The 20,859-nt window shown below is 70.9% G+C and carries 19 protein-coding genes; 8 read left to right on the plus strand and 11 right to left on the minus strand.

Going from position 1 to position 20,859, the window contains the following annotated elements; genetic code table 11:
• Positions 1-18: 18 nt before the first annotated feature.
• Both CLV40_RS17770 and icmF read right to left on the minus strand, forming a co-directional pair.
• Positions 19-876, minus strand: a complete 858-nt coding sequence (locus CLV40_RS17770) for a 3-hydroxybutyryl-CoA dehydrogenase (RefSeq protein WP_104480058.1) — start codon at positions 874-876, stop codon at positions 19-21.
• Between the two features lie 41 nt (positions 877-917).
• A complete protein-coding gene (icmF, locus tag CLV40_RS17775; RefSeq protein WP_104480269.1) occupies positions 918-4,151 on the minus strand; it encodes a fused isobutyryl-CoA mutase/GTPase IcmF in 3,234 nt (1,077 codons plus the stop codon).
• A 135-nt stretch (positions 4,152-4,286) separates the two neighbouring features.
• On the opposite strand from icmF, the gene paaI reads away from it, so the two are divergent.
• Positions 4,287-4,652, plus strand: a complete 366-nt coding sequence (gene paaI / locus CLV40_RS17780) for a hydroxyphenylacetyl-CoA thioesterase PaaI (RefSeq protein WP_104480270.1) — start codon at positions 4,287-4,289, stop codon at positions 4,650-4,652.
• Here the strand turns inward: paaI and CLV40_RS17785 are convergent.
• Positions 4,649-5,239: a hypothetical protein gene (locus tag CLV40_RS17785; RefSeq protein WP_104480059.1), complete on the minus strand. Its 591-nt coding sequence runs from the start codon at positions 5,237-5,239 to the stop codon at positions 4,649-4,651. The genes paaI and CLV40_RS17785 overlap by 4 nt on opposite strands.
• 106 nt (positions 5,240-5,345) lie before the next feature.
• On the opposite strand from CLV40_RS17785, the gene CLV40_RS17790 reads away from it, so the two are divergent.
• The 4 genes from CLV40_RS17790 (at position 5,346) to CLV40_RS17805 (ending at position 8,558) form a co-directional block, all read left to right on the plus strand.
• The gene (locus CLV40_RS17790) at positions 5,346-6,629 is read left to right on the plus strand and encodes an SAM-dependent methyltransferase (protein WP_104480060.1); all 1,284 of its coding nucleotides are present in this window, start codon (positions 5,346-5,348) and stop codon (positions 6,627-6,629) included.
• Between the two features lie 43 nt (positions 6,630-6,672).
• Positions 6,673-7,137 (plus strand): peroxiredoxin, encoded by a 465-nt coding sequence (locus CLV40_RS17795; RefSeq protein ID WP_104480061.1) that lies wholly within the window; start codon positions 6,673-6,675, stop codon positions 7,135-7,137.
• 430 nt (positions 7,138-7,567) lie between these two features.
• Entirely contained in the window at positions 7,568-7,954 is a 387-nt protein-coding gene (locus CLV40_RS17800) for a hypothetical protein (RefSeq protein WP_104480062.1), read from the plus strand.
• 40 nt (positions 7,955-7,994) lie between these two features.
• Positions 7,995-8,558 (plus strand): DUF3558 domain-containing protein, encoded by a 564-nt coding sequence (locus CLV40_RS17805; RefSeq protein ID WP_104480063.1) that lies wholly within the window; start codon positions 7,995-7,997, stop codon positions 8,556-8,558.
• A gap of 678 nt (positions 8,559-9,236) precedes the next feature.
• On the opposite strand, the gene CLV40_RS17810 is transcribed toward CLV40_RS17805, so the two are convergent.
• The 6 genes from CLV40_RS17810 to CLV40_RS17835 all read right to left on the minus strand — a co-directional run bounded on the left by CLV40_RS17810 (position 9,237) and on the right by CLV40_RS17835 (position 15,863).
• Positions 9,237-9,953 (minus strand): peptidylprolyl isomerase, encoded by a 717-nt coding sequence (locus CLV40_RS17810; RefSeq protein WP_104480271.1) that lies wholly within the window; start codon positions 9,951-9,953, stop codon positions 9,237-9,239.
• A gap of 600 nt (positions 9,954-10,553) precedes the next feature.
• Complete coding sequence (locus CLV40_RS17815; protein ID WP_104480064.1) at positions 10,554-11,714, minus strand: LCP family protein; 1,161 nt, start codon at positions 11,712-11,714, stop codon at positions 10,554-10,556.
• 149 nt (positions 11,715-11,863) lie between these two features.
• The gene (locus tag CLV40_RS17820; protein WP_219824022.1) at positions 11,864-13,090 is read right to left on the minus strand and encodes a class I SAM-dependent methyltransferase; all 1,227 of its coding nucleotides are present in this window, start codon (positions 13,088-13,090) and stop codon (positions 11,864-11,866) included.
• Between the two features lie 56 nt (positions 13,091-13,146).
• Positions 13,147-13,869, minus strand: coding sequence for a DUF1365 domain-containing protein (locus tag CLV40_RS17825; RefSeq protein WP_104480066.1), 723 nt, complete (start codon positions 13,867-13,869; stop codon positions 13,147-13,149).
• Positions 13,866-15,140 (minus strand): NAD(P)/FAD-dependent oxidoreductase, encoded by a 1,275-nt coding sequence (locus tag CLV40_RS17830; RefSeq protein ID WP_104480067.1) that lies wholly within the window; start codon positions 15,138-15,140, stop codon positions 13,866-13,868. The genes CLV40_RS17825 and CLV40_RS17830 overlap by 4 nt, the downstream gene beginning before the upstream one ends.
• Before the next feature lie 12 nt (positions 15,141-15,152).
• Complete coding sequence (locus CLV40_RS17835; RefSeq protein ID WP_104480068.1) at positions 15,153-15,863, minus strand: alpha/beta hydrolase; 711 nt, start codon at positions 15,861-15,863, stop codon at positions 15,153-15,155.
• 90 nt (positions 15,864-15,953) lie between these two features.
• On the opposite strand from CLV40_RS17835, the gene CLV40_RS17840 reads away from it, so the two are divergent.
• From CLV40_RS17840 to CLV40_RS17850, 3 genes are read left to right on the plus strand one after another with little or no spacing between them, the layout of a single operon-like run.
• The gene (locus tag CLV40_RS17840; protein ID WP_104480069.1) at positions 15,954-16,778 is read left to right on the plus strand and encodes an alpha/beta fold hydrolase; all 825 of its coding nucleotides are present in this window, start codon (positions 15,954-15,956) and stop codon (positions 16,776-16,778) included.
• Positions 16,779-16,799: 21 nt separating this feature from the next.
• Complete coding sequence (locus tag CLV40_RS17845; protein WP_104480070.1) at positions 16,800-17,354, plus strand: nucleotidyltransferase family protein; 555 nt, start codon at positions 16,800-16,802, stop codon at positions 17,352-17,354.
• A gap of 20 nt (positions 17,355-17,374) precedes the next feature.
• On the plus strand, positions 17,375-18,100 hold the full coding sequence (locus tag CLV40_RS17850; RefSeq protein WP_104480071.1) for a sugar isomerase domain-containing protein: 726 nt from the start codon (positions 17,375-17,377) through the stop codon (positions 18,098-18,100).
• Positions 18,101-18,140: 40 nt separating this feature from the next.
• Here the strand turns inward: CLV40_RS17850 and CLV40_RS17855 are convergent, their stop codons facing one another.
• Positions 18,141-19,910 carry an outer membrane protein assembly factor BamB family protein gene (locus CLV40_RS17855; RefSeq protein WP_181043573.1) on the minus strand — a complete coding sequence of 590 codons (1,770 nt, stop codon included), beginning with the start codon at positions 19,908-19,910 and terminating at the stop codon, positions 18,141-18,143.
• A complete protein-coding gene (locus CLV40_RS17860) occupies positions 19,907-20,794 on the minus strand; it encodes a hypothetical protein (RefSeq protein WP_104480073.1) in 888 nt (295 codons plus the stop codon). The genes CLV40_RS17855 and CLV40_RS17860 overlap by 4 nt, the downstream gene beginning before the upstream one ends.
• Positions 20,795-20,859 lie beyond the last annotated feature (65 nt).

Here is a 20,859-nt window from a genome sequence, read left to right on the forward strand (position 1 = left end):
GACAGGAGGCCGAGTGGCTCAGTACTGGTAGAAGCCCCGGCCGCTCTTCTTGCCGAGCAGGCCCGCGTCGACCATGCGCAGCAGCAGCGGCGGCGCGGAGTAGAGCTGCTCCTTGAACTCCGCGTAGAGCGAGTCCGCGATGGCCTTGGTGGTGTCCAGGCCGATCAGGTCGGTCAGCCGCAGCGGGCCCATCGGGTGCGCGCAGCCCAGCACCATGCCGTTGTCGATGTCCTCGGCGGAGGCGAAGCCGGACTCCAGCATCCGGATCGCCGAGAGCAGGTACGGGATCAGCAGCGCGTTGACCACGAACCCGGCCCGGTCCTGGGACAGGATGACCTGCTTGCCCAGCCGCGCCTCGACGAACGCCTTCGCCCGGTCGCGGGTGTCCTCGCCGGTGAGCAGCGACGGCACCAGCTCGACCAGCTTGAGCACCGGCACCGGGTTGAAGAAGTGCACCCCGATGACCGACTGCGGCCTGCCGGTCGCCATGCCCAGCTTCATGATCGGGATGGACGAGGTGTTCGACGCGAAGACCGCGTCCGGGTCCTCGACCACCTTGTCCAGCGTGGCGAACACCTCGGTCTTGACCTGCTCGTTCTCCGCGACCGCCTCGACGGTGAGCTGGCGGTCGGCGAAATCACCCAGGTCGGTGGTGAAGCGGGTGCGGGCCAGTGCCGCGTCGCGCTCCTCCTCGGCCAGCTTGCCGTTGCGCACACCGCGGGCCAGTGACGCCTCGATCCGCTTGCGCCCCGACTCGAGCGCGGCGGCGTTCACCTCGGCGACCACGACGTCCAGGCCCGCGCGGGCGCAGACCTCCGCGATGCCGGACCCCATCAGGCCCGCCCCGACCACCCCGACACGGCTGATCTCACTCACCCGGACAACTCCTTCGGTCTCCACCGGTACGGCCCTCAGCTTCACACATTGCGCCGGTACTGCCCACCGACCTCGAAGAACGCCTCGGTGATCTGGCCCAGCGTGCAGACCCGGGCCGCGTCGACCAGCACCGCGAACACGTTGCCGTCGCCCGCCGCCGCCTCCCGCAGCCGGGTCAGGGCCGCCTCGGCCTCGGTCCGGTGCCTGCGCTGGAAGTCGCGGGTGCGCTCGACCTGCGCCCGCTTCTCCTCCTCGGTGGCCCGGGCCAGCTCGATCTCCACGACCTCGTCCTCCTCGCCCTTGGTGGGCAGGAAGGTGTTCACGCCGATCAGCGGCAGCGTGCCGTCGTGCTTGCGCTGCTCGTAGAGCATCGACTCGTCCTGGATGCGGCCGCGCTGGTAGCCGGTCTCCATGGCGCCCAGCACGCCGCCGCGGTCGGAAATCCGGTCGAACTCGGTGAGCACGGCCTCCTCGACCAGGTCGGTCAGCTCGTCGATGACGAAGGAACCCTGAAGCGGGTTCTCGTTCATCGACAGGCCCCACTCCTTGTTGATGATGAGCTGGATGGCCATGGCGCGGCGCACCGACGACTCGGTGGGGGTGGTGATCGCCTCGTCGTAGGCGTTGGTGTGCAGGGAGTTCGCGTTGTCGTAGAGCGCGCACAGCGCCTGCAGCGTGGTGCGGATGTCGTTGAAGTTCATCTCCTGCGCGTGCAGGGAGCGGCCCGAGGTCTGCACGTGGTACTTCATCTTCTGCGACCGCTCCGCCGCGCCGTAGCGCTCGCGCATCGCCACCGCCCAGATCCGCCGGGCGACCCGGCCGATGACCGAGTACTCGGCGTCCATGCCGTTGGAGAAGAAGAACGACAGGTTCGGCGCGAAGTCGTCGATGTGCATGCCGCGGGCCAGGTACGACTCCACGTAGGTGAAGCCGTTGGCCAGGGTGAAGGCCAGCTGGCTGATCGGGTTCGCGCCCGCCTCGGCGATGTGGTAGCCGGAGATCGACACCGAGTAGAAGTTGCGGACCTTGCGCTGGATGAACCACTCCTGGATGTCGGCCATCATCCGCAGGGAGAACTCGGTGGAGAAGATGCAGGTGTTCTGGCCCTGGTCCTCCTTGAGGATGTCGGCCTGCACCGTGCCGCGCACGTTGGCCAGCGCCCACGCGGCCAACTCGGCGTGCTCGTCCTCGGTCGGCCGCCTCCCGTTGTCCGCCACGAACTTGTCGACGCGCTGGTCGATGGCGGTGTTGAGGAAGTACGCCAGGATCGTCGGCGCCGGGCCGTTGATCGTCATGGACACCGAGGTGGCGGGCGCGGTGAGGTCGAAGCCGTCGTAGAGGGTCTTCATGTCCTCCAGCGAGGCGATCGAGACGCCGGAGGTGCCGATCTTGCCGTAGACGTCCGGCGGGGTGTCGGGGTCGCGGCCGTAGAGGGTGACGGAGTCGAACGCGGTGGACAGCCGGGTGGCCGGGTTGCCGTGGGAGAGCAGCTTGAACCGGCGGTTGGTGCGCAGCGCGTCGCCCTCGCCCGCGAACATCCGGGCGGGGTCCTCGCCCTCGCGCTTGAAGGGGAACACGCCGGCGGTGAACGGGAACGAGCCGGGCAGGTTCTCCTTGCGCAGGAAGCGGACCAGCGTCGCGTCGTCGTCGAAGCGCGGCAGGGCCACGCGCGGGACCTTGTTGCCGGACAGGGTCTCGCGCCAGAGCTGGGTGTGCAGCTCCTTGTCGCGGATCTTCACGACCAGCTCGTCCGCGCGGTACTGCTCCACGGTGGACGGCCACCGGTCCAGCAGGTCCTCGGTGTCGCGCTCGACGCGGCGCCGGGCCTCGGCGGTGAGCCGGTCGATGTCGTCGGTGCCCGCGCCCGCCTTCGCCAGCGCCTGCCGGGCCAGGGTGAACGCGGACACCTCGCGCACGGCGTCGACCTGCTGGTCGGTCTTGCGGTGGTAGCCGCGGACGGTGTCGGCGATGTCGGAGAGGTACCGGGCGCGCTGCGGCGGGACGACCGTGGCGGCCGAAGTGGACACACGACCCCCCACCTTGGGCAGAACGCCTTCGTGGAACTTGACACCCTTGTCCGCCAAGAGGGTGCGCAGCTCTTGGTAGAGCGCGGTGACGCCGTCGTCGTTGAAGGTGGCGGCGCTGGTGCCGTAGACCGGCATGTCCTCCCAGGACTTGCCGAACGCCTCGCGGTTGCGCACCAGCTGGCGGGCCACGTCGCGGCGGGCGTCGTCGGCGCCGCGGCGCTCGAACTTGTTGATCGCCACCACGTCGGCGAAGTCCAGCATATCGATCTTCTCGAGCTGGGACGCGGCGCCGAACTCCGGCGTCATCACGTACAGCGAGACGTCGACGTACGGCACGATCGCCGCGTCGCCCTGGCCGATGCCGGGGGTCTCGACGATGACCAGGTCGTTGCCCGCGGCCTTGGCGGCGGCGATGGCGTCGGACAGGCCCTCGGGGACCTCCGAGCCCGCGCCGCGGGTGGCCAGCGAGCGGAAGAACACCCGGTCGCCGTCGAGGGAGTTCATCCGGATGCGGTCGCCGAGCAGCGCGCCGCCGCCGCGGCGGCGGGTGGGGTCGACGGCGATGACCGCGACGCGCAGCTTGTCCTGCTGGTCCAGGCGCAGGCGGCGGACCAGCTCGTCGGTGAGCGAGGACTTGCCGGAGCCGCCGGTGCCGGTGATGCCGAGCACGGGGACGCGGCGGTCGGCGCCCTCGATCGCGGCGCGCACGTCCGCGTCGAGGCTGCCCGCCTCGATCCGGGTGATGGCGCGGGCCAGCGCGGCGTGGTCGCCCGCGAGCAGCGCGTCGGCGGTGACCGGGGCGCCCTCGGCGGGGTCGCGGTCGCAGGCCTCGATCATCGTGTTGATCATGCGGGCGAGGCCGAGGGTCTGACCGTCCTCGGGGGAGAAGATCCGCGCGACGCCGCGCGCGTGCAGCAGCCTGATCTCCTCGGGGACGATGACGCCGCCACCGCCGCCGAAGACCTTGACGTGCCCCGCGCCGTGTTCGGCGAGCAGCTCGACCAGGTAGCTGAAGTACTCGACGTGTCCGCCCTGGTAGGCGCTGATGGCGACGCCCTGCACGTCCTCCTGGATGGCCGCGGTGACCACCTCGCGGACCGAGCGGTTGTGCCCGAGGTGGACCACCTCGGCGCCCTGGGACTGCAGGATGCGGCGCATGATGTTGATCGCCGCGTCGTGCCCGTCGAACAGGCTGGCCGCGGTGACGAACCGGACGGGGTTCGCCGGTCGGTACAGCTCCGAGGGCATCATCGCCTCCAGGGTGTGGGTCGCGCTCCGCGAATAGTTTGGCTTCCTACTTTCGGAGGTGCAACTACCTGTGGTCGACCCGACACTACCGGGTCCGCCTAGGATGGTCCGGTGACCCCCGAACCGGTGGCCAGGATGATGGCCGGTGACCTCGCGTCGAACACCCTGGGCATCCGGGTGCGCACCGCGGCGGTCGGCCACGCCTCGGCGGCGATGACCGTCACGGAGACGATGGTCAACGGGCACGGGATCGCGCACGGCGGCTACGTGTTCCTGCTCGCGGACACGACCTTCGCCTGCGCGTGCAACAGCCACGGGCCGGTGACGGTGGCGGCCGGGGCCGACATCACCTTCGTCGCCCCCGCCCACCTGGGTGACGAGCTGGTGGCCACGGCCACCGAGCGCACCCGGTACGGCCGCAGCGGCATCTACGACGTGACGGTGACGCGCGGCGACGAGGTCGTCGCGGAGTTCCGCGGTCGCAGCCGGACCCTGCGCTAGCGCGCCAGCAGGAAGACCGCGCCGCCGACCACCGGGCCGACCAGCGAACCCACCACGACCTGGGCGACCGTGTGGTCGCCGAGCACCACGCGGGACCAGCAGACCAGCGCGACGACCGCCACCAGCAGCAGCGACCACGGCCCGTAGAGCAGCGCGATCGTGGCCACCGCCCCGCCGGAGACGGCCGCGTGCAGTGACACCTTCCACCGCCGGGTGACGACCACGCACACCGCCAGGGTCGCGAACATGGCCAGGGCCAGCGCCAGGACGTCGCGCGGCGCGTCGGCCCAGACCAGGATCCCGATGCCGACCGCGGTCGAGAGCAGGCCGACGCCCAGCGGCAGCAGCCGGTGCTCGCGGTCGCGCACGTGGTGGGTGTCCCAGCGGCCCGCGCGAGCGCCGCGGATGATGAACACCATCGGCAGCACGCTGGAGAACAGCGCCACCTCCAGGCCCCACAGCGCGGTCAGCGCGAGGTCGTAGCCGGTGGCCGACCAGGCGACCGCCAGCGGCAGCACCAGCACGACGGCGGCCGGGGAGAACACCTCGGTGACCACACGGGCGAGGCGGCGCGGAGGGGCGTCCATTCGGCACATGGTGTCACCCGGAGGTCGGATGTGCCCCACCCGTCGGGTGTTGGTCCCATCCGGGGGCGGTCCGGTGGCGAATGCTCCGTGAGACCCAGGTCCACTCATGATCGGAGCCGTTCCGGTGCCCGTTGCCGACACCCTCGCCGAGCTCGCCACCCGCGCGCTGGGCGCTCCCCCGCCGATCCGGCTGCGCGCCTGGGACGGCAGCGAGTCCGGACCCGCGGGCGGTCCGGTGGGGATCGTCCGCTCCAGACGGGCGCTGCGGCGGCTGCTGTGGGACCCGAACGAGCTCGGGTTGGCGCGCGCGTACGTCAGCGGCGACCTGGACGTGGAGGGTGACCTGGCCGAGGCGCTGGGCCGGTTCTGGGAGCTGACCAGGGCGGCGCGGATCTCGCGGCCGTCGCCGGTGGTGCTGCTGTCGATGGCGGGGACGGCGCTGCGGTTGGGCGTCGTGGGGCCGCGGCCCGCCGCGCCGCCGGAGGAGGCCCGGTTGACGGGCCGTCGGCACACGCGGTCACGGGACCGCGCGGCCATCGCCCACCACTACGACCTGTCGAACGACTTCTACGAGCGGGTGTTGGACCCCCGGATGGCGTACTCCTGCGGCTACTGGACGTCGACGGACCCGGGGTACTCGGTCGAGGACGCGCAGCGCGACAAGCTCGACCTGGTGTGCGCGAAGCTGGGCCTGCGCCCCGGGATGCGGATGCTGGACGTGGGCTGCGGCTGGGGTTCGCTGACCATCCACGCGGCACAGCACTACGGGGTGAACGTCACCGGCATCACCCTGTCGGAACAGCAGCGGCGGTTCGTGCAGGACCGGATCGACCGCGAGGGCCTGGGCGACCTGGCCGAAGTCCGGTTGCAGGACTACCGCGAACTCGCCGACCCGCCCTTCGACGCCATCGGGACCCTGGAGATGGGCGAGCACGTCGGCGCGGAGAACTACCCGGTGTACGCGTCGATCCTGTTCCGCATGCTGCGCCCCGAGGGCCGGTTGCTGCTGCAGCAGATGTCGCGCGGCGCGGTCGAGCAGGGCGGGGGTTCGTTCATCGAGTCCTACATCGCGCCGGACATGAACATGCGACCGGTCGGGCAGACCGTGGACCTGCTGGAACGGGCGGGCCTGGAGGTGCGCGACGTGGAGGCCCTGCGCGAGCACTACGTGCACACCTGCCGGGCGTGGGCGTCCACCATCGAGTCGCGCTGGGCGGAACTGGTGTCGCTGGCGGGCGAGCGCACGGCCCGCGTCTGGCGGCTCTACCTGGCGGGCAGCGCGCTGGCGTTCGAGGAGAACCGGATCGGCGTGCACCAGGTACTGGCGGTGCGCCCGACGGTGGAGGGCCGCTCCGGCATGCCCCGAACGCGCGTCGAGGCCTGGGCGTGACCGTGCGACGATGGCCTGGGCACCACCGAGGGAGGACGAGCGCATGAAGGTCGGGGACACCGTCGAGGACTTCACCCTCAAGGACGAGACCGGCACCGACCGCCACCTGGCGGACCTCCTGAAAACCGGACCGGTCGTCCTGTTCTTCTACCCCGCCGCCATGACCGGCGGCTGCACGGCGGAGAGCTGCCACTTCCGAGACCTGGCAGGAGAGTTCGCGGAGTTCGGCGCCCACCGGGTGGGGATCAGCCCGGACTCGGTGGCCAGGCAGGCCCAGTTCTCGGCGACCCACACATTTGATTTCCCCCTCCTGTCCGACCCGGACGGCGCGGTGGCGACGGCGTTCGGGGTCCGGCGCAAGTACGGGCCGCTGCTGACCAAGCGCAAGACGTTCGTCATCGAGACCGACGGCACGGTACTGGCGGCGATCAAGAGCGAACTCCGCATGGCGGTCCACGCCGACAAGGCCCTGGAAGTGTTGCGGGACAGGCAATCCGAGACGGCTTAGCCGGTCAGTATCGCGCGGTCACGCCAGGCCATTCGCAGCAATGTGAGGGCGCTGCCGGACAGGCGCGGCTCACGGCTGGCGATGGCGTCTTCGTCGAACACCGCGACGATAGAACTGCCCGACCCCGAGTTCCAAGGGCTCGAGCACGAGGCTGCAGCGCTGGCAGGACCTGGCTACCCAAGCAAGCAGCAACTGGCCATCGGCGCCTCGCCCGCTGAGGCTTGGTCGACGCGCCATACCTGAACCGAGCTTTGAAGACCGAGTACAGCCTCAGCTCGTCCGAGTACCGCCAGCGCGTCGCCACCCACCGCAGCGACCAAGGTTCACCCAATGCAAGGCGATGATCACTCAACGTAGACCAATCGGCGATTCCCCGCACCCCGCCACCCCTCCCCGCTAGGATCACCTGGACGGGAGGGACAAGACAACCATGCGCGATTCCGACGGCGGCGGCGGCTCCATCGCCCCGGACATCTCCAACTTCCTGGGTACCGCCCAATCCGGCGGCTTCGCCGTCAACGAACGCGGCGGCCAAGCCCTGCTCGGGGCGATCCGCAATCTCATAACATGGATCGACGACAACAACGCCAACTGGGCAAGGCTAGCCCGAGAACCCAAGTTGGGGTCGACCAACGCTGCTCAAGTAATGAAACCCTTCATGGTAGCCGTAGCGAATGATGACCGCGGGTTCATTACACAGATGCGGGCGCTGCGAAAATCTTTGGTTGATGCCGAAGCGGCTATCGAAGCGGCCATCGCCAATTACAAGGAGGTTGATGGTAAGGGTGTTGCCACATTGGGACAAATCGGAATCTAGTCCAATAGATCTCCTTTGACCGAATAGGATCGACAGGCACATGCGCGCCAAGTCCAGCGCCGTACTCCTGACAGCCCTCGCGGCCGCCACCATCGCCGGATGTTCGACCTCCACACCCGGAAAACCAACCGCCCAGCTTGAAAGCAGTTCGACCACCGCAACCGATAGACCGACCAAAACAACGTCGCAATCGTCCAACTCACTGGCGGACATAAATCCATGCGACATGCTCACTTCAGCTGTCAAGGCACAGTTGCGCATCACAGACGCCGGAAAACCCAGTGACGTGGGTTCAGGACGCGGATGCGACTGGCACGCAGAGGGCACAAAACGCCCCTGGGTGCTCAGCGTCACCCTCTATGACAAGCTGGCTGCAGACGACGTGTCCACCGACCTACAGGTAAAGCCCCTGCCGGACATCAATAATCGCAAGGCAGTGCAGATCACGGACAAAAATGGCTTGGGCGAATGCACTGTTTCCGTGGCCGTAACCAAGTCGAGCAGCCTCGCAGCCATGGCCATGGCAGATGGCGACGAAGCGAAGGGATGCGAAGTAGCTCGCACCATGGCCGAACTGATCGAACCCACACTCCCCCGCCAATAGCAGCCGACGACTTCTTCGACAAAGACCGCCTTACGCCCGTCGGTCACAATAGTCAAGTTGGCGCCACCAGCAACAGCGCCGTAAGAGTAATTATCACTCCAATAATACAATCGAACCCGCAATGGCAAGAAACAACCCCGAGCGAGCCGCGAGGACGCGACCATCGACAGGAACACCTCCGGCAAGGGGAGGTCGAGGACGCGAACTCCAGGCCGCCTAGATAGCCACCGGGTCTCGATGATTATCACCAGGAAGACAAGGGTGATAATGGTCGTCATGACCCGTGTCGACCGGGCCAAAGCCTGCGAAATGGCGCGAACTCCAGCGGAATTGGTCGAGCCCGGAATCCCTCGGCAGTGACGATGCCCACAGAGGACGCCTCGATAGCCGGGCGCGTCGGCCGTTCCGATAGGACCCGGGTCGAATCGGTTTGCCGATCGCCGAGCGCAACGGCAGATCGCCCACTTCCGGTGTAGGCGCGACCCGCCGCCAGCCACGTGGCCTTGAACTCGTGCGCCACGATTTATCGGCGATCAGGGCGATTTGGGTGAGGCTCGGAAGATCGCCGCGATCCCGTACATGGGTTCGCGGTATGTGGATAACTCGTCTGTGGGGCGGTTTCCCGGCTTGCCGGCAAACCGGGCCGTGGCCCCGATGGAGACCACGGCCCGGCGGGGATCAGCAGGCGACGCGGGCCGTGCGGATGGTGGTGGTGCGGACCGGGGTGCCGTCGACGGGGGCCGGGTCCTCGGCGGTGGGCTTGACGCCGCCCGCGGCGACCTTGTCCAAAGTGGTCAGTCCGCGGTGGTCGACGGTGCCGAAGACGGTGTAGTTCGGCAGCAGTCGGGAATCGCCGTAGACGAGGAAGAACTGGCTGCCGTTGGTGGCGGGCCCGGCGTTGGCCATGGCCAGCAGGCCGCGGGCGTAGAGCTTGCGGGTGCCGGTCGTGTCACCCGGGTAGTTCGGCAGGTCGGTGGGGAGCTCGTCCTTGTACTTGTAGCCGGGCCCCTTCTCCCCCGTCCCGCTCGGGTCGCCGCACTGCAGCACCTTCAACGTCGGGTACGCGGTGAGGCGGTGGCAGGTGGTGAAGTCGTAGAAGTGGTGCTCGGTCAGGTGCAGGAAGCTCTGCACGGTGCACGGCGCCTTCGCCCGGTCCAGGGTGAGGCCGATGGTTCCCTGGGAGGTCCGCAGGTCCACCTCGACCTTGCCGCGGCTGGGCGTGTGCTTGGGGTCCCGGGGCAGCGGCACCGGCCGCGCGGCCGGGTCGTCCGGGGTCTCGGTGTACTGGCAGGGCCCCTTGGTGACCTTCGGCGGCGGCGGCTGTTCCGCCGACGCCACACCGGGCACGGCCACGGCGGCCGACACCACGACGGCCAGGGCGACAACCCCACGCATGAGCAGGGACACGAACTCCTCCTTGGTGAACCGCCCGGGTCTCGGGCGCCCCGCGAGGGTAGGCCACCCGTTCATCACCAGAACAGGTCCGACCGTTCACACTCGGACACCGCCGATCGGCCCAGTGGGAACACGTTCGAACACTCGGCTACACCGGCCCACCCCGAACCGCCACAGGATCCCAGCTCCCCACCCAACGCAACACGGCGACACCGGACCGACCCCGAAACAACCGCGGAAACCCCACCCACAGAACACAACGCGGCTACCCCGGACCGACCCGTAGCCGCCGCTCGCGTGCCCGCCCCACCTCAGCGCGACCCGGCTACCCCGCACCCACCCCACAACCGCCGCAGAACCCCAGCCCCCGCAGAACCCAACGCGCCCCCGTCACACGCCTTGATTGGGTGGACTTGCTTTGCGTGGGGGGGACGAGCCTGCCAAGCTATCCTGCGGGTGGGGTGGGCTTGCCCCTCCCCACCGCTCTTCCCCACCGCAGGCTCGTAGGGGCCCCACGCAAAGCAAGTTCACCCGATCAAGGCCGCGCATCTCTTCCGCGAACAGCCGGACAAACAAGCCCGGACCACCCACCAACCGCAACTACTTCGGCGGCGCCACAATCACATCCGCAGGCACCTCAGCGTCCGTGCGCAGCGCCGCGAACAGCTTCTTCGCCTTTGCCTCGTCCCACAGGATCACCGAGCCCACCCCCTTCACGGACTTGCTGCCCCCCATCGGCACCGTGGTGGTCACCAGCCCGTCCCCCGCCCCCATCGCGAACGCCAGGCTGGGCAGGTTGTGCAGGTGGTCCCCCTCGTCCAACGTCACCGCGTCCGGGGCCGCGCCCAGCAACGGGATCACCTTGAACGGGTTGATCAGCGTCCCGAAGCTCGTCGCCTTGTCCGTCAGCGCGCCGATGAACTGCCGTTGGCGGATCACCCGGTCTAGGTCCGCCCGCGGGCCCTTCCGGGTCCGCACGTACCCCAGCGCCGACGTCCCGTCCAACTCCTGGCACCCCGCCGGGAGGTTGATGCCCGCCAGCGGGTCGTCGATCGGCGCCTCGAGGCACATCTCGACGCCACCAACAGCGTCCACCACGTCGGCGAACCCGCCGAAGCCGATCTCGATGTAGTGGTCCAGTCGCAATCCCGTCTGGGTCTCGACCGTGCGGGCCAACAACTGCGGGCCGCCGAAGGCGTAGGCGGCGTTGAGCTTGTTGCTGCCCTTGCCCGGGATCGGCACGTACGAGTCGCGCAGCAACGACACCAGCGTCGGCTTGGTCCCGTTGTCCGGGATGTGCATCAGCATGATCGTGTCGGTGCGCTGCCCCTTGGCGTCCCCCGTCGCCAGCCGCTGTTCGTCTTCGGCGGAGAGGCCCTCGCGGCTGTCCGAGCCGACGATCAACCAGTTGCTGCCCGCGCCCGCCGCGGGCCTGCCCTCGTAGTCGACCAGGGCCGCGACGTGGTTCAGCGACGTCTCGAGGTACAGCCACGTCCCGCCGAACAGCCCCAGCAGGGCCACCAGCACGATGACGAGGATCCGCCGACCCCGGCGCTTGCGGCGCGGCGGGGACGCCCCGAACCCGCGACCGCCCGCGGGCGGGCCACCCTGGTACCCGCCCGACCGCGCCTCCCGCGGCGACGGCGGCTGGTACGCCGGGATCCGCTCCGGCTGGTAGGGCGGCGGGTTCTGCCCACCGGGCTGCGACATCTTGCGCGTCGGGTTGTAGCGCGGACGACCCTGTCCCTGACCGTAGTTCATCGCGAACCCACCAACCCCGACACCGCCCCAGTCGCTTGGAGGTGGAATTGTCCCACCTTCACCCGAAAAGACGCCCTACGACCCAACCGGTTGCCCCGACCGCCGCACAAGGTACGGCCCGGGTGGGCGCCCACCCACCCGGGCCCTCCTCATCGGCCGATGCGCAACTGGCGCACCCCGAGGTATCCGGACCGGAACCCGGCTTCGCAGTACGCCAGGTAGAACTCCCACATCCGGCGGAACGTGCCGTCGAAGCCCAGCGCCGACACCCGCGGCCACGCGGCCAGGAACCGCTCGCGCCACTGCCGCAGCGTCTCGCCGTAGTCCGGGCCGAAGTCGCGGAACTCGCCCACCCGCAACCCGGTCTGGGCCAGCGCGCGGTCGATCGCCTCCGGGGACGGGATGATCCCGCCGGGGAACACGTACTTGTGGATCCACGTGTACCCGCCGCGGGTGGCGCGCAGCCGGTCGTCGGCGATGGTGATGGACTGGAGCCCGAACCGGCCGCCCGGCCTCAGCAACCGGTCCACCGCGGCGAAGTAGGTGGGCCAGTACCGCTCCCCCACCGCCTCGATCATCTCCACGCTGACCACGGCGTCGTAGCTGCCGTGCGCCTCGCGGTAGTCGCGCAGCAGCACCTGCACCCGGTCCGCCAGCCCGGCCTCGGCGATCCGCTTCTCCGCGAGTTCCTTCTGCTCCGCCGAGATGGTCAGCGACGTGACGCGCGCGCCGCGCCGCGCGGCCCGGATCGCCAGCGAACCCCAGCCGGTGCCGATCTCCAGCAGGTGCGTCCCCGGCCCGACCGCGGCGTAGTCCAGCACGCCGTCGAGCTTGCGCGCCTGGCCTGCGGCCAGGTCGGTGGAGCCGTCCGGGAACCAGGCCGACGAGTAGGTCATCGTCTCGTCGAGGAACTCCGCGAACAGCTCGTTCGACAGGTCGTAGTGGCGCCGGATGTTGCTGCGGGACCCGGTGAGGGTGTTCTCCTCCGCCGACGGCTGTCGCGGGTCCACCCAGCGGCGGAACGCCTGCAGGCGCGGCGGGATCAGCGTGCTCATCCGCGCGGAGAACTCGGTCAGCAGGTCCGCGAGCGCGGTCGTGGTCCAGTCGCCGACCATGTACGCCTCGCCGAAGCCGATCTTGGAGTCCACGCCGAGGCGGTGGAAGAACGCGGCGGGCCGGTGCACGCGCATGACCGGAGAGTCCGGGCCGCCCGCGCCGATCCGGCGCCCGCCGGGGAACACCACGCGTACCGGCATGGCGCGGACGGCGTTGTGGAACAGCGCCCGGGCGATCCGGGCGCGGAACGGGTCGCGGGGCGGGGTGGCCAGCCCGTCCCAGGCCGGTCCCCGCTGGTCGGCCGCGGTGGGCCGGTCCAGGGCGGTCTCGGCGAGGGCGTCCTCGGGCAAGGGGGTGTCGGTCAGGGGTGAATCGGTCACTGGACTCCTTCTTGCCGGGCGTGCCGGGGACGGCGGACCACCGGGATCCGGCGCAGCCACAGCGCGATGCCGTGGGCGCGGATGAGCGCGGTGACCCGGTGGGGCATGAGCGGGCGGCGCAGCACCATGCGGGCGACCGCCGCGGGGGTCGCGGCCAGCCGGGTGCCGGTGAGGGTGGCGGTGAACGGGGTCGTGCCGCCTTGGCGGAGGGTGACGGTCAGCGCGAGCCGGTCGCCCGGCTCCGGCAGCCGCATCCGGTAGTGCCCGCCCATCTCGAGGAACGGCGAGACGTAGAACTCCTTGTCGACGCGGGCGCGCCCCGCGTGGTCGGTGCGCAGCAGGTAGCAGTGCCGCTCGCCGTAGGTGTTGTGCACCTCGGCGACCACGCACTCCACGGCGCCGTCCGCGTCGTGCACCCAGTACACGGTGATCGGGTTGAACACATGGCCCAGCACCCGGGCGTTGGCCAGCATCAGCACCCGGCCGGTGACCTCGACGCCCTGGCCCGCCAGCCAGGCGAGCAGGTTCTGCTTGATCGACCGCGCGGGGTCACCGAGGTGGTCGCGGGCCTCGAACCGGGCGAACGGCCGCAGCCAGCGGGGTAAGCGGGGCAGGTCGTCGAGGTCTACGAGCCACAGGTACACCGGGTGGGTGAAGTCGCCGTGGCGGCGCTCGAAGCGCACGTGCCGGACCCGCGCGTCGTAGAGCGCCGCGGTCATCCGCCCCAGCCCGACCCGAGGGACTCGGCCGCGCGGACGCCCGCGGCGCAGCCGTCCTCGTGGAAGCCCCAGCCGTGGTAGGCGCCCGCGTAGGCGAGGGTGCCGTCGTTGAGCTCGGGCAGCCGGGCCTGCGCGGCCACCGTCTCCGGGGTGTAGATCGGGTGGTGGTAGGTCATGCGGCGCAACACGCTGCCCTCGGCGACCTGGTCGGGGGCGTTGAGCGTGACCACGTAGTCCTCGGGTTCGGTCAGGCCCATCAGCCGGTTCATGTGGTAGCTGACCCGCACCGGGCCGTCGGCGGAGTCGCAGGCGGGTTTGAGGTAGTTCCACGACGCCCGCGCCCGCTCGGCGCGCGGCAGGACCGACGCGTCGGTGTGCAGCAGGGTCTCGTTGGTGGAGTACTCGAAGGCGCCGAGCACCTCCCGCTCGGTGGCGGTCGGCACCGCGAGCAGCCGCAGCGCCTGGTCGGGGTGGGTGGCCACGACCGCGTGGTCGAACCGGTGGGCGCGGTCCGCGGCGTCGCGCACCTCGACGTGGTCGACGTGCCTGCGCAGCGCGCGGACCGGAGTGGACACCGACACCGTGGACAGGCCCTTCGCGACGAGGTCCACATAGGTGCGCGACCCGCCGACGACCGTGCGCCAGGTCGGGGAGCCCGACACCGACAGCAGCCCGTGGTGGTGCAGGAACTCGAACAGGTACCGGGCCGGGTAGCGCATGCTCAGCTCCGGACCGGCCGACCAGACCGCGGACACGACCGGGATCAGGAAGTGGTCGACGAAGTACCGCGAGTAGCCGCCCACCACGACGAACGCGCGCAGCGGGATCTCACCGGGGTCCTCGCGCAACACCCGCGCGGCGTGCAGGTGGAACCGCTTGACCTCGGCCAGCATGGCCAGGAAGCGGGGCCGCAGCAGGCTCCTGGGCTGGGCGAACACGCCGAGCGGGCCCTTGGCACCCGCGTACTCCAGGCCGCACCCCGCGCAGCGCACGCTCATCGACATCTCGGTCTCGCGGGTGCGCACCCCCAGCTCGGCGAACAGCCGCAGCAGGTTCGGGTAGGTGCGTTCGTTGTGCACGATGAACCCGCTGTCCACCTGGGTCACCCGACCGTCCGGGGTGGCCAGGTCGTGGGTGTGGGCGTGCCCGCCGAGCCGGTCGTCGGCCTCGAACAGGGTCACGTCATGGCGGCGTTGGAGCAGGTGGGCGGCGGTGAGCCCGGAGACCCCGCCGCCGATGACCGCCACGCGGCGTCGATCGCCACCCGTCACTGGTGTCCTCCTCTAGAGCGGAACGCGCAGCCCTTCCGGCGCGGGCTGTCGCATGGCGTTCGTAATCCGCGGGTCGGCCGGTTGGGTCTCCAGCGCGCCGAGTACGAACCCGGTGGCCAACCGGGTCCACTGGCGGGCCCGGCGGAGCATGGCGTGCCGTTCGCCGCGCACGTCGAACCGCGCGACCCGGTCGGTGACCTCCTTGGCGCGGCGGGCGTAGTCGTAGGAGTCGTGGGCGTAGGTGGTGCGGTCGAGGTCGCCGTGCGCGATCAGGATCTCTCGACCGGCGAGTTGTTCGACCGGCTCGCCTTCCGGTGTCCACGGTGCCAGTGCGCACACGGCCCGCACCGACGGGTCGTCGGCGACGCGCAGCCCGACCCGGCCGCCCATGGAGTGGCCGACGATGGCCACCGGCAGGTCGCCGAACTCGCGGCGGATCTCGTCCAGCGCCCACCGGGCGTCCTGGACGGGGTCGAGGTCGGGGGCGTTCCAGCCGCGGAAGCGGTTCTTCAGCAGTCGGACCGCGACGCCGTGCGGGGCGCCCTTGGCGGCGATGTCCCTGGCGAAGGGCATCATCCGCAGGTAGGCGGGGTACCACCGGGAGCCGGGGACACGGCTGTGCTCCTGGCCGCCGTGCAGTACCAGCGCGACCGCCCTGGCCTGGGGCGGGCGGGGCGGGCCGTAGGCCGCGAGTCTCGGCGCTGGGCCGGAAGAGGTGGTCACGTCCTCATCTTCGCGTATCCGGCGCGGGCGGCTTGGTGACGGGAAACGGTCATGGGGAGAAGTGTCGGGTGCCCCCGGTAACCTCGCCCGGTGAGTGACCACCGGCAGATCGAGGCCAGCACCGGTACGTTCGACGCGATTACCGCCGGTGAGCCCGGCGGCAGGCCGGTGCTGCTGCTGCACGGCTTCCCCACCGCGGCCACGGCGTGGGCGCACCAGGTGGCGGTGCTCGGGCACGCGGGGCTGCGCGCGGTCGCGTTCGACCAGCGCGGGTACTCGCCGTCGGCGCGGCCCCCGGACATCGCGGACTACCGGCTCGAGGCGCTGGTCGAGGACGTGCTGGCGGTGGCAGACGCGCTGGGCTGGGCCGAGTTCGACCTGGTCGGGCACGGGATGGGCGCGGTGGTGGCCTGGCACACCGCCGCCGAGCACCCGGACCGGCTGCGCACGATCACCGCGGTGGCCAACCCGCACCCGGGGGCGCTGGCCGCGGCGGAGCGCTCGGACGAGGACCAGGCGATGCGCTCGCAGCACCTGCCGGTCCTGCGGGAGCGCTCGGCCGAGCGGCGGCTGCTGGCCGACGGCGGCGCCGCGCTGCGGCAGCTGTTCGAGTGGCGGGTAGCGACTCCGGACGTGGACGATTACCTGGAGCGGCTCGCCGAGCCGGGCGCGCTGACCGCCGCGCTCAACTGGTTCCGCGCCGAGCGCTGGAACACGCTTCCGGACAAAGTGGACGTGCCCGCGCTGTACGTGTGGGGCACCGAGGACGTCACGGTCGGCTCCACGGCAGCCCTGAGCTGCGGGGACTGGGTGAGCGGGGCGTACCGGTTCGAGATGGCCGAGGATGTCTCGCACTGGGTGCCGCAGGAGGCGGCGGACTGGCTGACCGGTCTGCTACTCGATCATCTGCGGTAGTCCCCTCTAAGCTGACTTTTCATGGCCGTCCCCCGGGTTGCGGGCCTGCTGCTCGCCGCGGGCGGAGGCAGGCGCTTCGGCATGCCCAAGGCACTGGCGCCCTACCGCGGCGGCCTGTTGGTGGAGCACGCGCTGGCGGCGCTCGAGGGGTTGTCGCCGCGGGTCGTCGTGCTGGGCGCGGGCGCCGACGAGGTGCCGCCGCTGCCCGCCGAGGTCGTGGTCAACCCGAACTGGGCCAGTGGACTGGGCTCGTCGCTGCGGGCGGGGCTCGCGGCGCTGGCGGACTCCGCCGCCGTCGCGGTGGTCGTGCTGCCCGTGGACACCCCCGGCGTCGGCGCCGCCGCGGTGCGCAGGCTGGCCGCGCTGGCCGCGCCGGACGCGCTGGCCCGCGCCGAGTACGGCGGGCGGCCGGGGCACCCGGTCCTCATCGGACGCGCGCACTGGGCGGGGGTCGCCGAGCTGGCCGTCGGCGACACCGGCGCGTCCCCCTACCTGGCCCGGCACCCGGTGCGCGGCGTGGACTGCGCCGACCTCGCCGACGGGGCCGACGCGGACCGTCCCGAACAGCTCACCTAGCACAACAAGAGGAGAAACCCATGCCGGCTGACGCCTACGGCGAGCAGGTCCTTGCCCACCTGGCGAAGGTGGGCGAGCACAACGCGGACGCGCTCGACGACGTGTCCGACCTCGTGCTGGCCTGCGTGCGCGCCGACGGCCTGGTGCTGACCGCGGGCGCGGGCCACTCGCTGGCCGCCGTCGCCGAGACGTTCTTCCGCGCGGGCGGCCTCGCCTGCGTGCGCCCCCTGTTCACCGAGGAACTCCAGGTCTTCGGCGGCGCCCGGCGGGCCACCGCGGCCGAGCGGCGGCCGGGGCTGGCCAGGGAGGTGTTCGGCATGGTGCCCCGCAAGGGCCACGAGGTGCTGTTCATCTTCTCCAACTCGGGCATCAACCACTACCCGGTGGAGCTGTCCGTGACCGCGTTGGAGGCGGGCTGCCCGGTCGTGGCGGTCACCTCCCCCGCGGCGTCGGCCGACACCCCGCCGCGCGCGGGGACGAAGCTGGCGGTCAACGCCACGATCATCCTGGACACCCTGACGGGCCCGGGTGACGTGGCGTACCCGGTGGACTCGCCGGTGACCGCCTCGCTGTCGACGCTGTGCAACGCGTACCTGTGGAACCAGGTCCTGGCCCGGCTCTTCGACAAGGCCGCCGCGGCGGGCGTCGAGCTGCCGCTGTGGCGCAGCTCCAACGTGGACGGTGGGGACGCGGCGAACGCGGCCTTCCTGGAGCGCTACGGCGACCGCGTCCCGCAGCTGGGCTGAGCACGGCCGCTGACCGGTGCCGGATCTCCCCGGGCACCGGTCAGCGGTAACCCAGTTCCTGGAGTCTCGCGGTGACGGCTTTGCCGATCTGGACCGCGGGAACAGCGAGGTCCTCGGCGTGCACGTCCACGATGACCGGTCCGGTGTGGACAGTGAGTTCCACCGCGCCGTCACCGATCGCCCAGGTGCCGACGTCGGGGACCAGGGGCTTGAGCGGTTCGCTCGACCAGGGGTCCCCGGACTCCACGCGAAGACCCGCGGCCAGGGCGGCCGCGTCGGCGGGGTCGGCCGCCGTCCAGCGGACGGAGACCATCGCGGGAGCCGAGCCGTCCAGATCGGTGTAGACGCAGCGGAGTGGGCGGGGCAGCGCCGCGCCCAGGAGGGTGCCCGGTGTGCCGACCGGCTTCGGCGGGCGCGCGGGCCACGACCGCGCGAGGTAGTCCGGGGTGAGCAGGTCGCACGGGTCGGGCCAGCGGTCGGGCGGGGCCGGGGCGTTGCCGTGCTTGACGGAGCCGTCCGGTGCGAGTTCGACGGCGGTCACCAGCATCCCGGACGCGATGAGGAGCCGGTTGTCCACGACCCCGATCGCCGCTCCGCCACCGACCACCGCGAGCGGGGCGGACCGGGTCGAGCCGGTGGCGGGATCGATCCGGTCGACCGCGACAGGCAACAGGTCCACCAACGGGGTGAGTCCCTCTTGCGTGCCACCTGGCGAGGCGCGGTAGCCGAGCACCGCGCCACCGGCAACCGCCATGGACTGGTAGGCGTTGCGGCGCAGGGTGTTCGTCGGCAGGTCACCACTCGGGCGCGGTTGCGACCAGAGCACGCCCCGACCACCCAGGTCGACCGCGACGAGCGGGTCGTCGGTGCCGTCGATCCCGGACACCACCGCGGTGGTGCCGACGACCGCCATCACGGGCAGGTAGGCGGGCAGGCGCCCGGCGAAGACCGCGCGACCGTCGGACGTCAGGACAGTCCCCGCGCCCTCCCCGGTGACCAGGATCGCGCGGCGGTCCATCACCAGGAACTTCGGTCGCTCCGGTGGTAGCGGTGTGGCCCAGCGCGGCTCCCCGGTGCGCGGGTCGAAGCCGAGCACGGCCCGCCCTTGCGCGCACTGGGCGACGACCACCGCGAGGTCGTCGTCGGACGCCACCAGCGGCTCGGTCACCTTGCGCACGGGGTCGTCGGCCAAGAGCGTCTCGTCGCGATCGGTGACCGCGCACCCGCTGAAGCCACCGACGGACAGGCCCGCGAAGGGGCGGTCCCACGCGAGCGATCCGGTGCGGGCGTCGACGCCCGCCAAGCCCAGGTTGCCGCTGTCGTCGTAGGTCGGCGTGACCACGACCCCGGCACCCGCCGCCAAGCGCAAAGGCGAGTACTCCGGTCCGAAGTGGCCGTTCGACGGCAGGAGTTCGGCGCGGTCGTCGTCCCACCGCTGTTCGCCCGTCGCGGCGTCGAGCCCGATGGTCGACCAGTCGTACTCGGCACCGGGCTCGGTCACGCGCGCCGTGTCCATCGCGACCGTGACCGCGCCCCCGGTCACCGACCAACTGGTGACGTTCATCCCCTCGGGCGACCGGAACCGCCACACCGTCCGGCCGGTCCGCGCGTCGACGGCGGTCAGGCCGCTCTGCCGCCCGGCGAACACCGTGCCGCCGACGACCGCGTACCCGTTCGCCCACACCTCCGTCTGCCACGCCAGGCCCGCCGCGAGCCGCGGCGCGTCCGGTGCGTCGGGCACCCCGGGAGACTCGGACGTGCAACCGGCGGCCATCAACAACAGCGCCAAGACAACCGCCACTGTCCTCATCGGAGGCACCTGTCCTCGGGTCGCGTCCCGCACACGTACCATCCATAGCTCGCCGGGAAGTTCGGCAGGAAAACGATTCCGTACCGTCCGTCGGCGGGTTTTCCGGTGACCTGGAACGGAGACCCCGCAGCGGCGGACACCGTCAACCGACCGGGGTTCCCGTCACCGTCGACGTAGTCGACCGCGATCCGGAACGAGTAGGACGCGAGCCTGCCGAAGAAGGTCACCGAGAACTGCTGGGTCTCGTCCTTGGCCAGTTCGACGTGGTGGTCGGTGAACCACGCGGTGTCCGGCTTCAGCGGGTTCCGCACGATCAGCCGGGGGTCGTCGAGGTTGGCGCTCAGCTCGATCGCGGGTTTCTCGCTGCTGGGCGGGGGATAGACGAGCAGCGTGCCGGTGAGCGGGGGCCGCCGCTCGGATATCTCCGGTCTGACGTCGGTGACCTGCACCGGCGTCGATCGGTTGCCCCGGAGCAGGAACGAAACGGTGGTCGTGCCGACCGGGACGAACCCGCTGTCCGACGGCGGGCGGTACGCGTCGGCGGTGGTGTCCAGCAGGCTCTCGTACTCCGGCCCCGTACCCAGTCGATCGGGCCGCGCGTACTCCCGATCCCCCACCACCGCGGCGGCACCCACCAGCGAGATCGGGTCACCCCGCTCCTCCGGCCCGGAGTCGACTTCGACGGCGAACCACACCCCCGCCGCCACGAGCACCACCGCGACGGCGGCGAACACCGCCCACCGGGGCCGCGAGTAGTGGTGGTGGGTGTTCTCGACCGTGGCCGACCGCGCCTGCACGACGAGCCCGGTGACCACCGAAGACTCGATCGAGTTGGCCACCTCGGCCGCGCGGTCGTCCCCGTCCGCGCGCTCGCGCAAACCCATGGTCGCCCCCGTCCTCGATCCAGGAGAAACCCACTGTATCGACACCCGAGATCCGCCGTCCGCCA

Origin of the sequence: Actinokineospora auranticolor, from assembly GCF_002934265.1 — a bacterium.
In the GTDB taxonomy this organism is placed as follows: domain Bacteria; phylum Actinomycetota; class Actinomycetes; order Mycobacteriales; family Pseudonocardiaceae; genus Actinokineospora; species Actinokineospora auranticolor.

Coding starts and splice junctions, on each gene's coding strand:
- CLV40_RS17785 (WP_104480059.1), bottom strand. CDS start 5,239: ATGGACGCCCCTCCGCGCCGCCTCGCCCGTGTGGTCACCGAGGTGTTC.
- icmF (WP_104480269.1), bottom strand. CDS start 4,151: ATGCCCTCGGAGCTGTACCGACCGGCGAACCCCGTCCGGTTCGTCACC.
- CLV40_RS17850 (WP_104480071.1), top strand. CDS start 17,375: ATGCCGGCTGACGCCTACGGCGAGCAGGTCCTTGCCCACCTGGCGAAG.
- CLV40_RS17805 (WP_104480063.1), top strand. CDS start 7,995: ATGCGCGCCAAGTCCAGCGCCGTACTCCTGACAGCCCTCGCGGCCGCC.
- CLV40_RS17860 (WP_104480073.1), bottom strand. CDS start 20,794: ATGGGTTTGCGCGAGCGCGCGGACGGGGACGACCGCGCGGCCGAGGTG.
- CLV40_RS17825 (WP_104480066.1), bottom strand. CDS start 13,869: ATGACCGCGGCGCTCTACGACGCGCGGGTCCGGCACGTGCGCTTCGAG.
- CLV40_RS17855 (WP_181043573.1), bottom strand. CDS start 19,910: ATGAGGACAGTGGCGGTTGTCTTGGCGCTGTTGTTGATGGCCGCCGGT.
- CLV40_RS17810 (WP_104480271.1), bottom strand. CDS start 9,953: ATGCGTGGGGTTGTCGCCCTGGCCGTCGTGGTGTCGGCCGCCGTGGCC.
- paaI (WP_104480270.1), top strand. CDS start 4,287: ATGATGGCCGGTGACCTCGCGTCGAACACCCTGGGCATCCGGGTGCGC.
- CLV40_RS17800 (WP_104480062.1), top strand. CDS start 7,568: ATGCGCGATTCCGACGGCGGCGGCGGCTCCATCGCCCCGGACATCTCC.
- CLV40_RS17790 (WP_104480060.1), top strand. CDS start 5,346: ATGATCGGAGCCGTTCCGGTGCCCGTTGCCGACACCCTCGCCGAGCTC.
- CLV40_RS17845 (WP_104480070.1), top strand. CDS start 16,800: ATGGCCGTCCCCCGGGTTGCGGGCCTGCTGCTCGCCGCGGGCGGAGGC.
- CLV40_RS17815 (WP_104480064.1), bottom strand. CDS start 11,714: ATGAACTACGGTCAGGGACAGGGTCGTCCGCGCTACAACCCGACGCGC.
- CLV40_RS17795 (WP_104480061.1), top strand. CDS start 6,673: ATGAAGGTCGGGGACACCGTCGAGGACTTCACCCTCAAGGACGAGACC.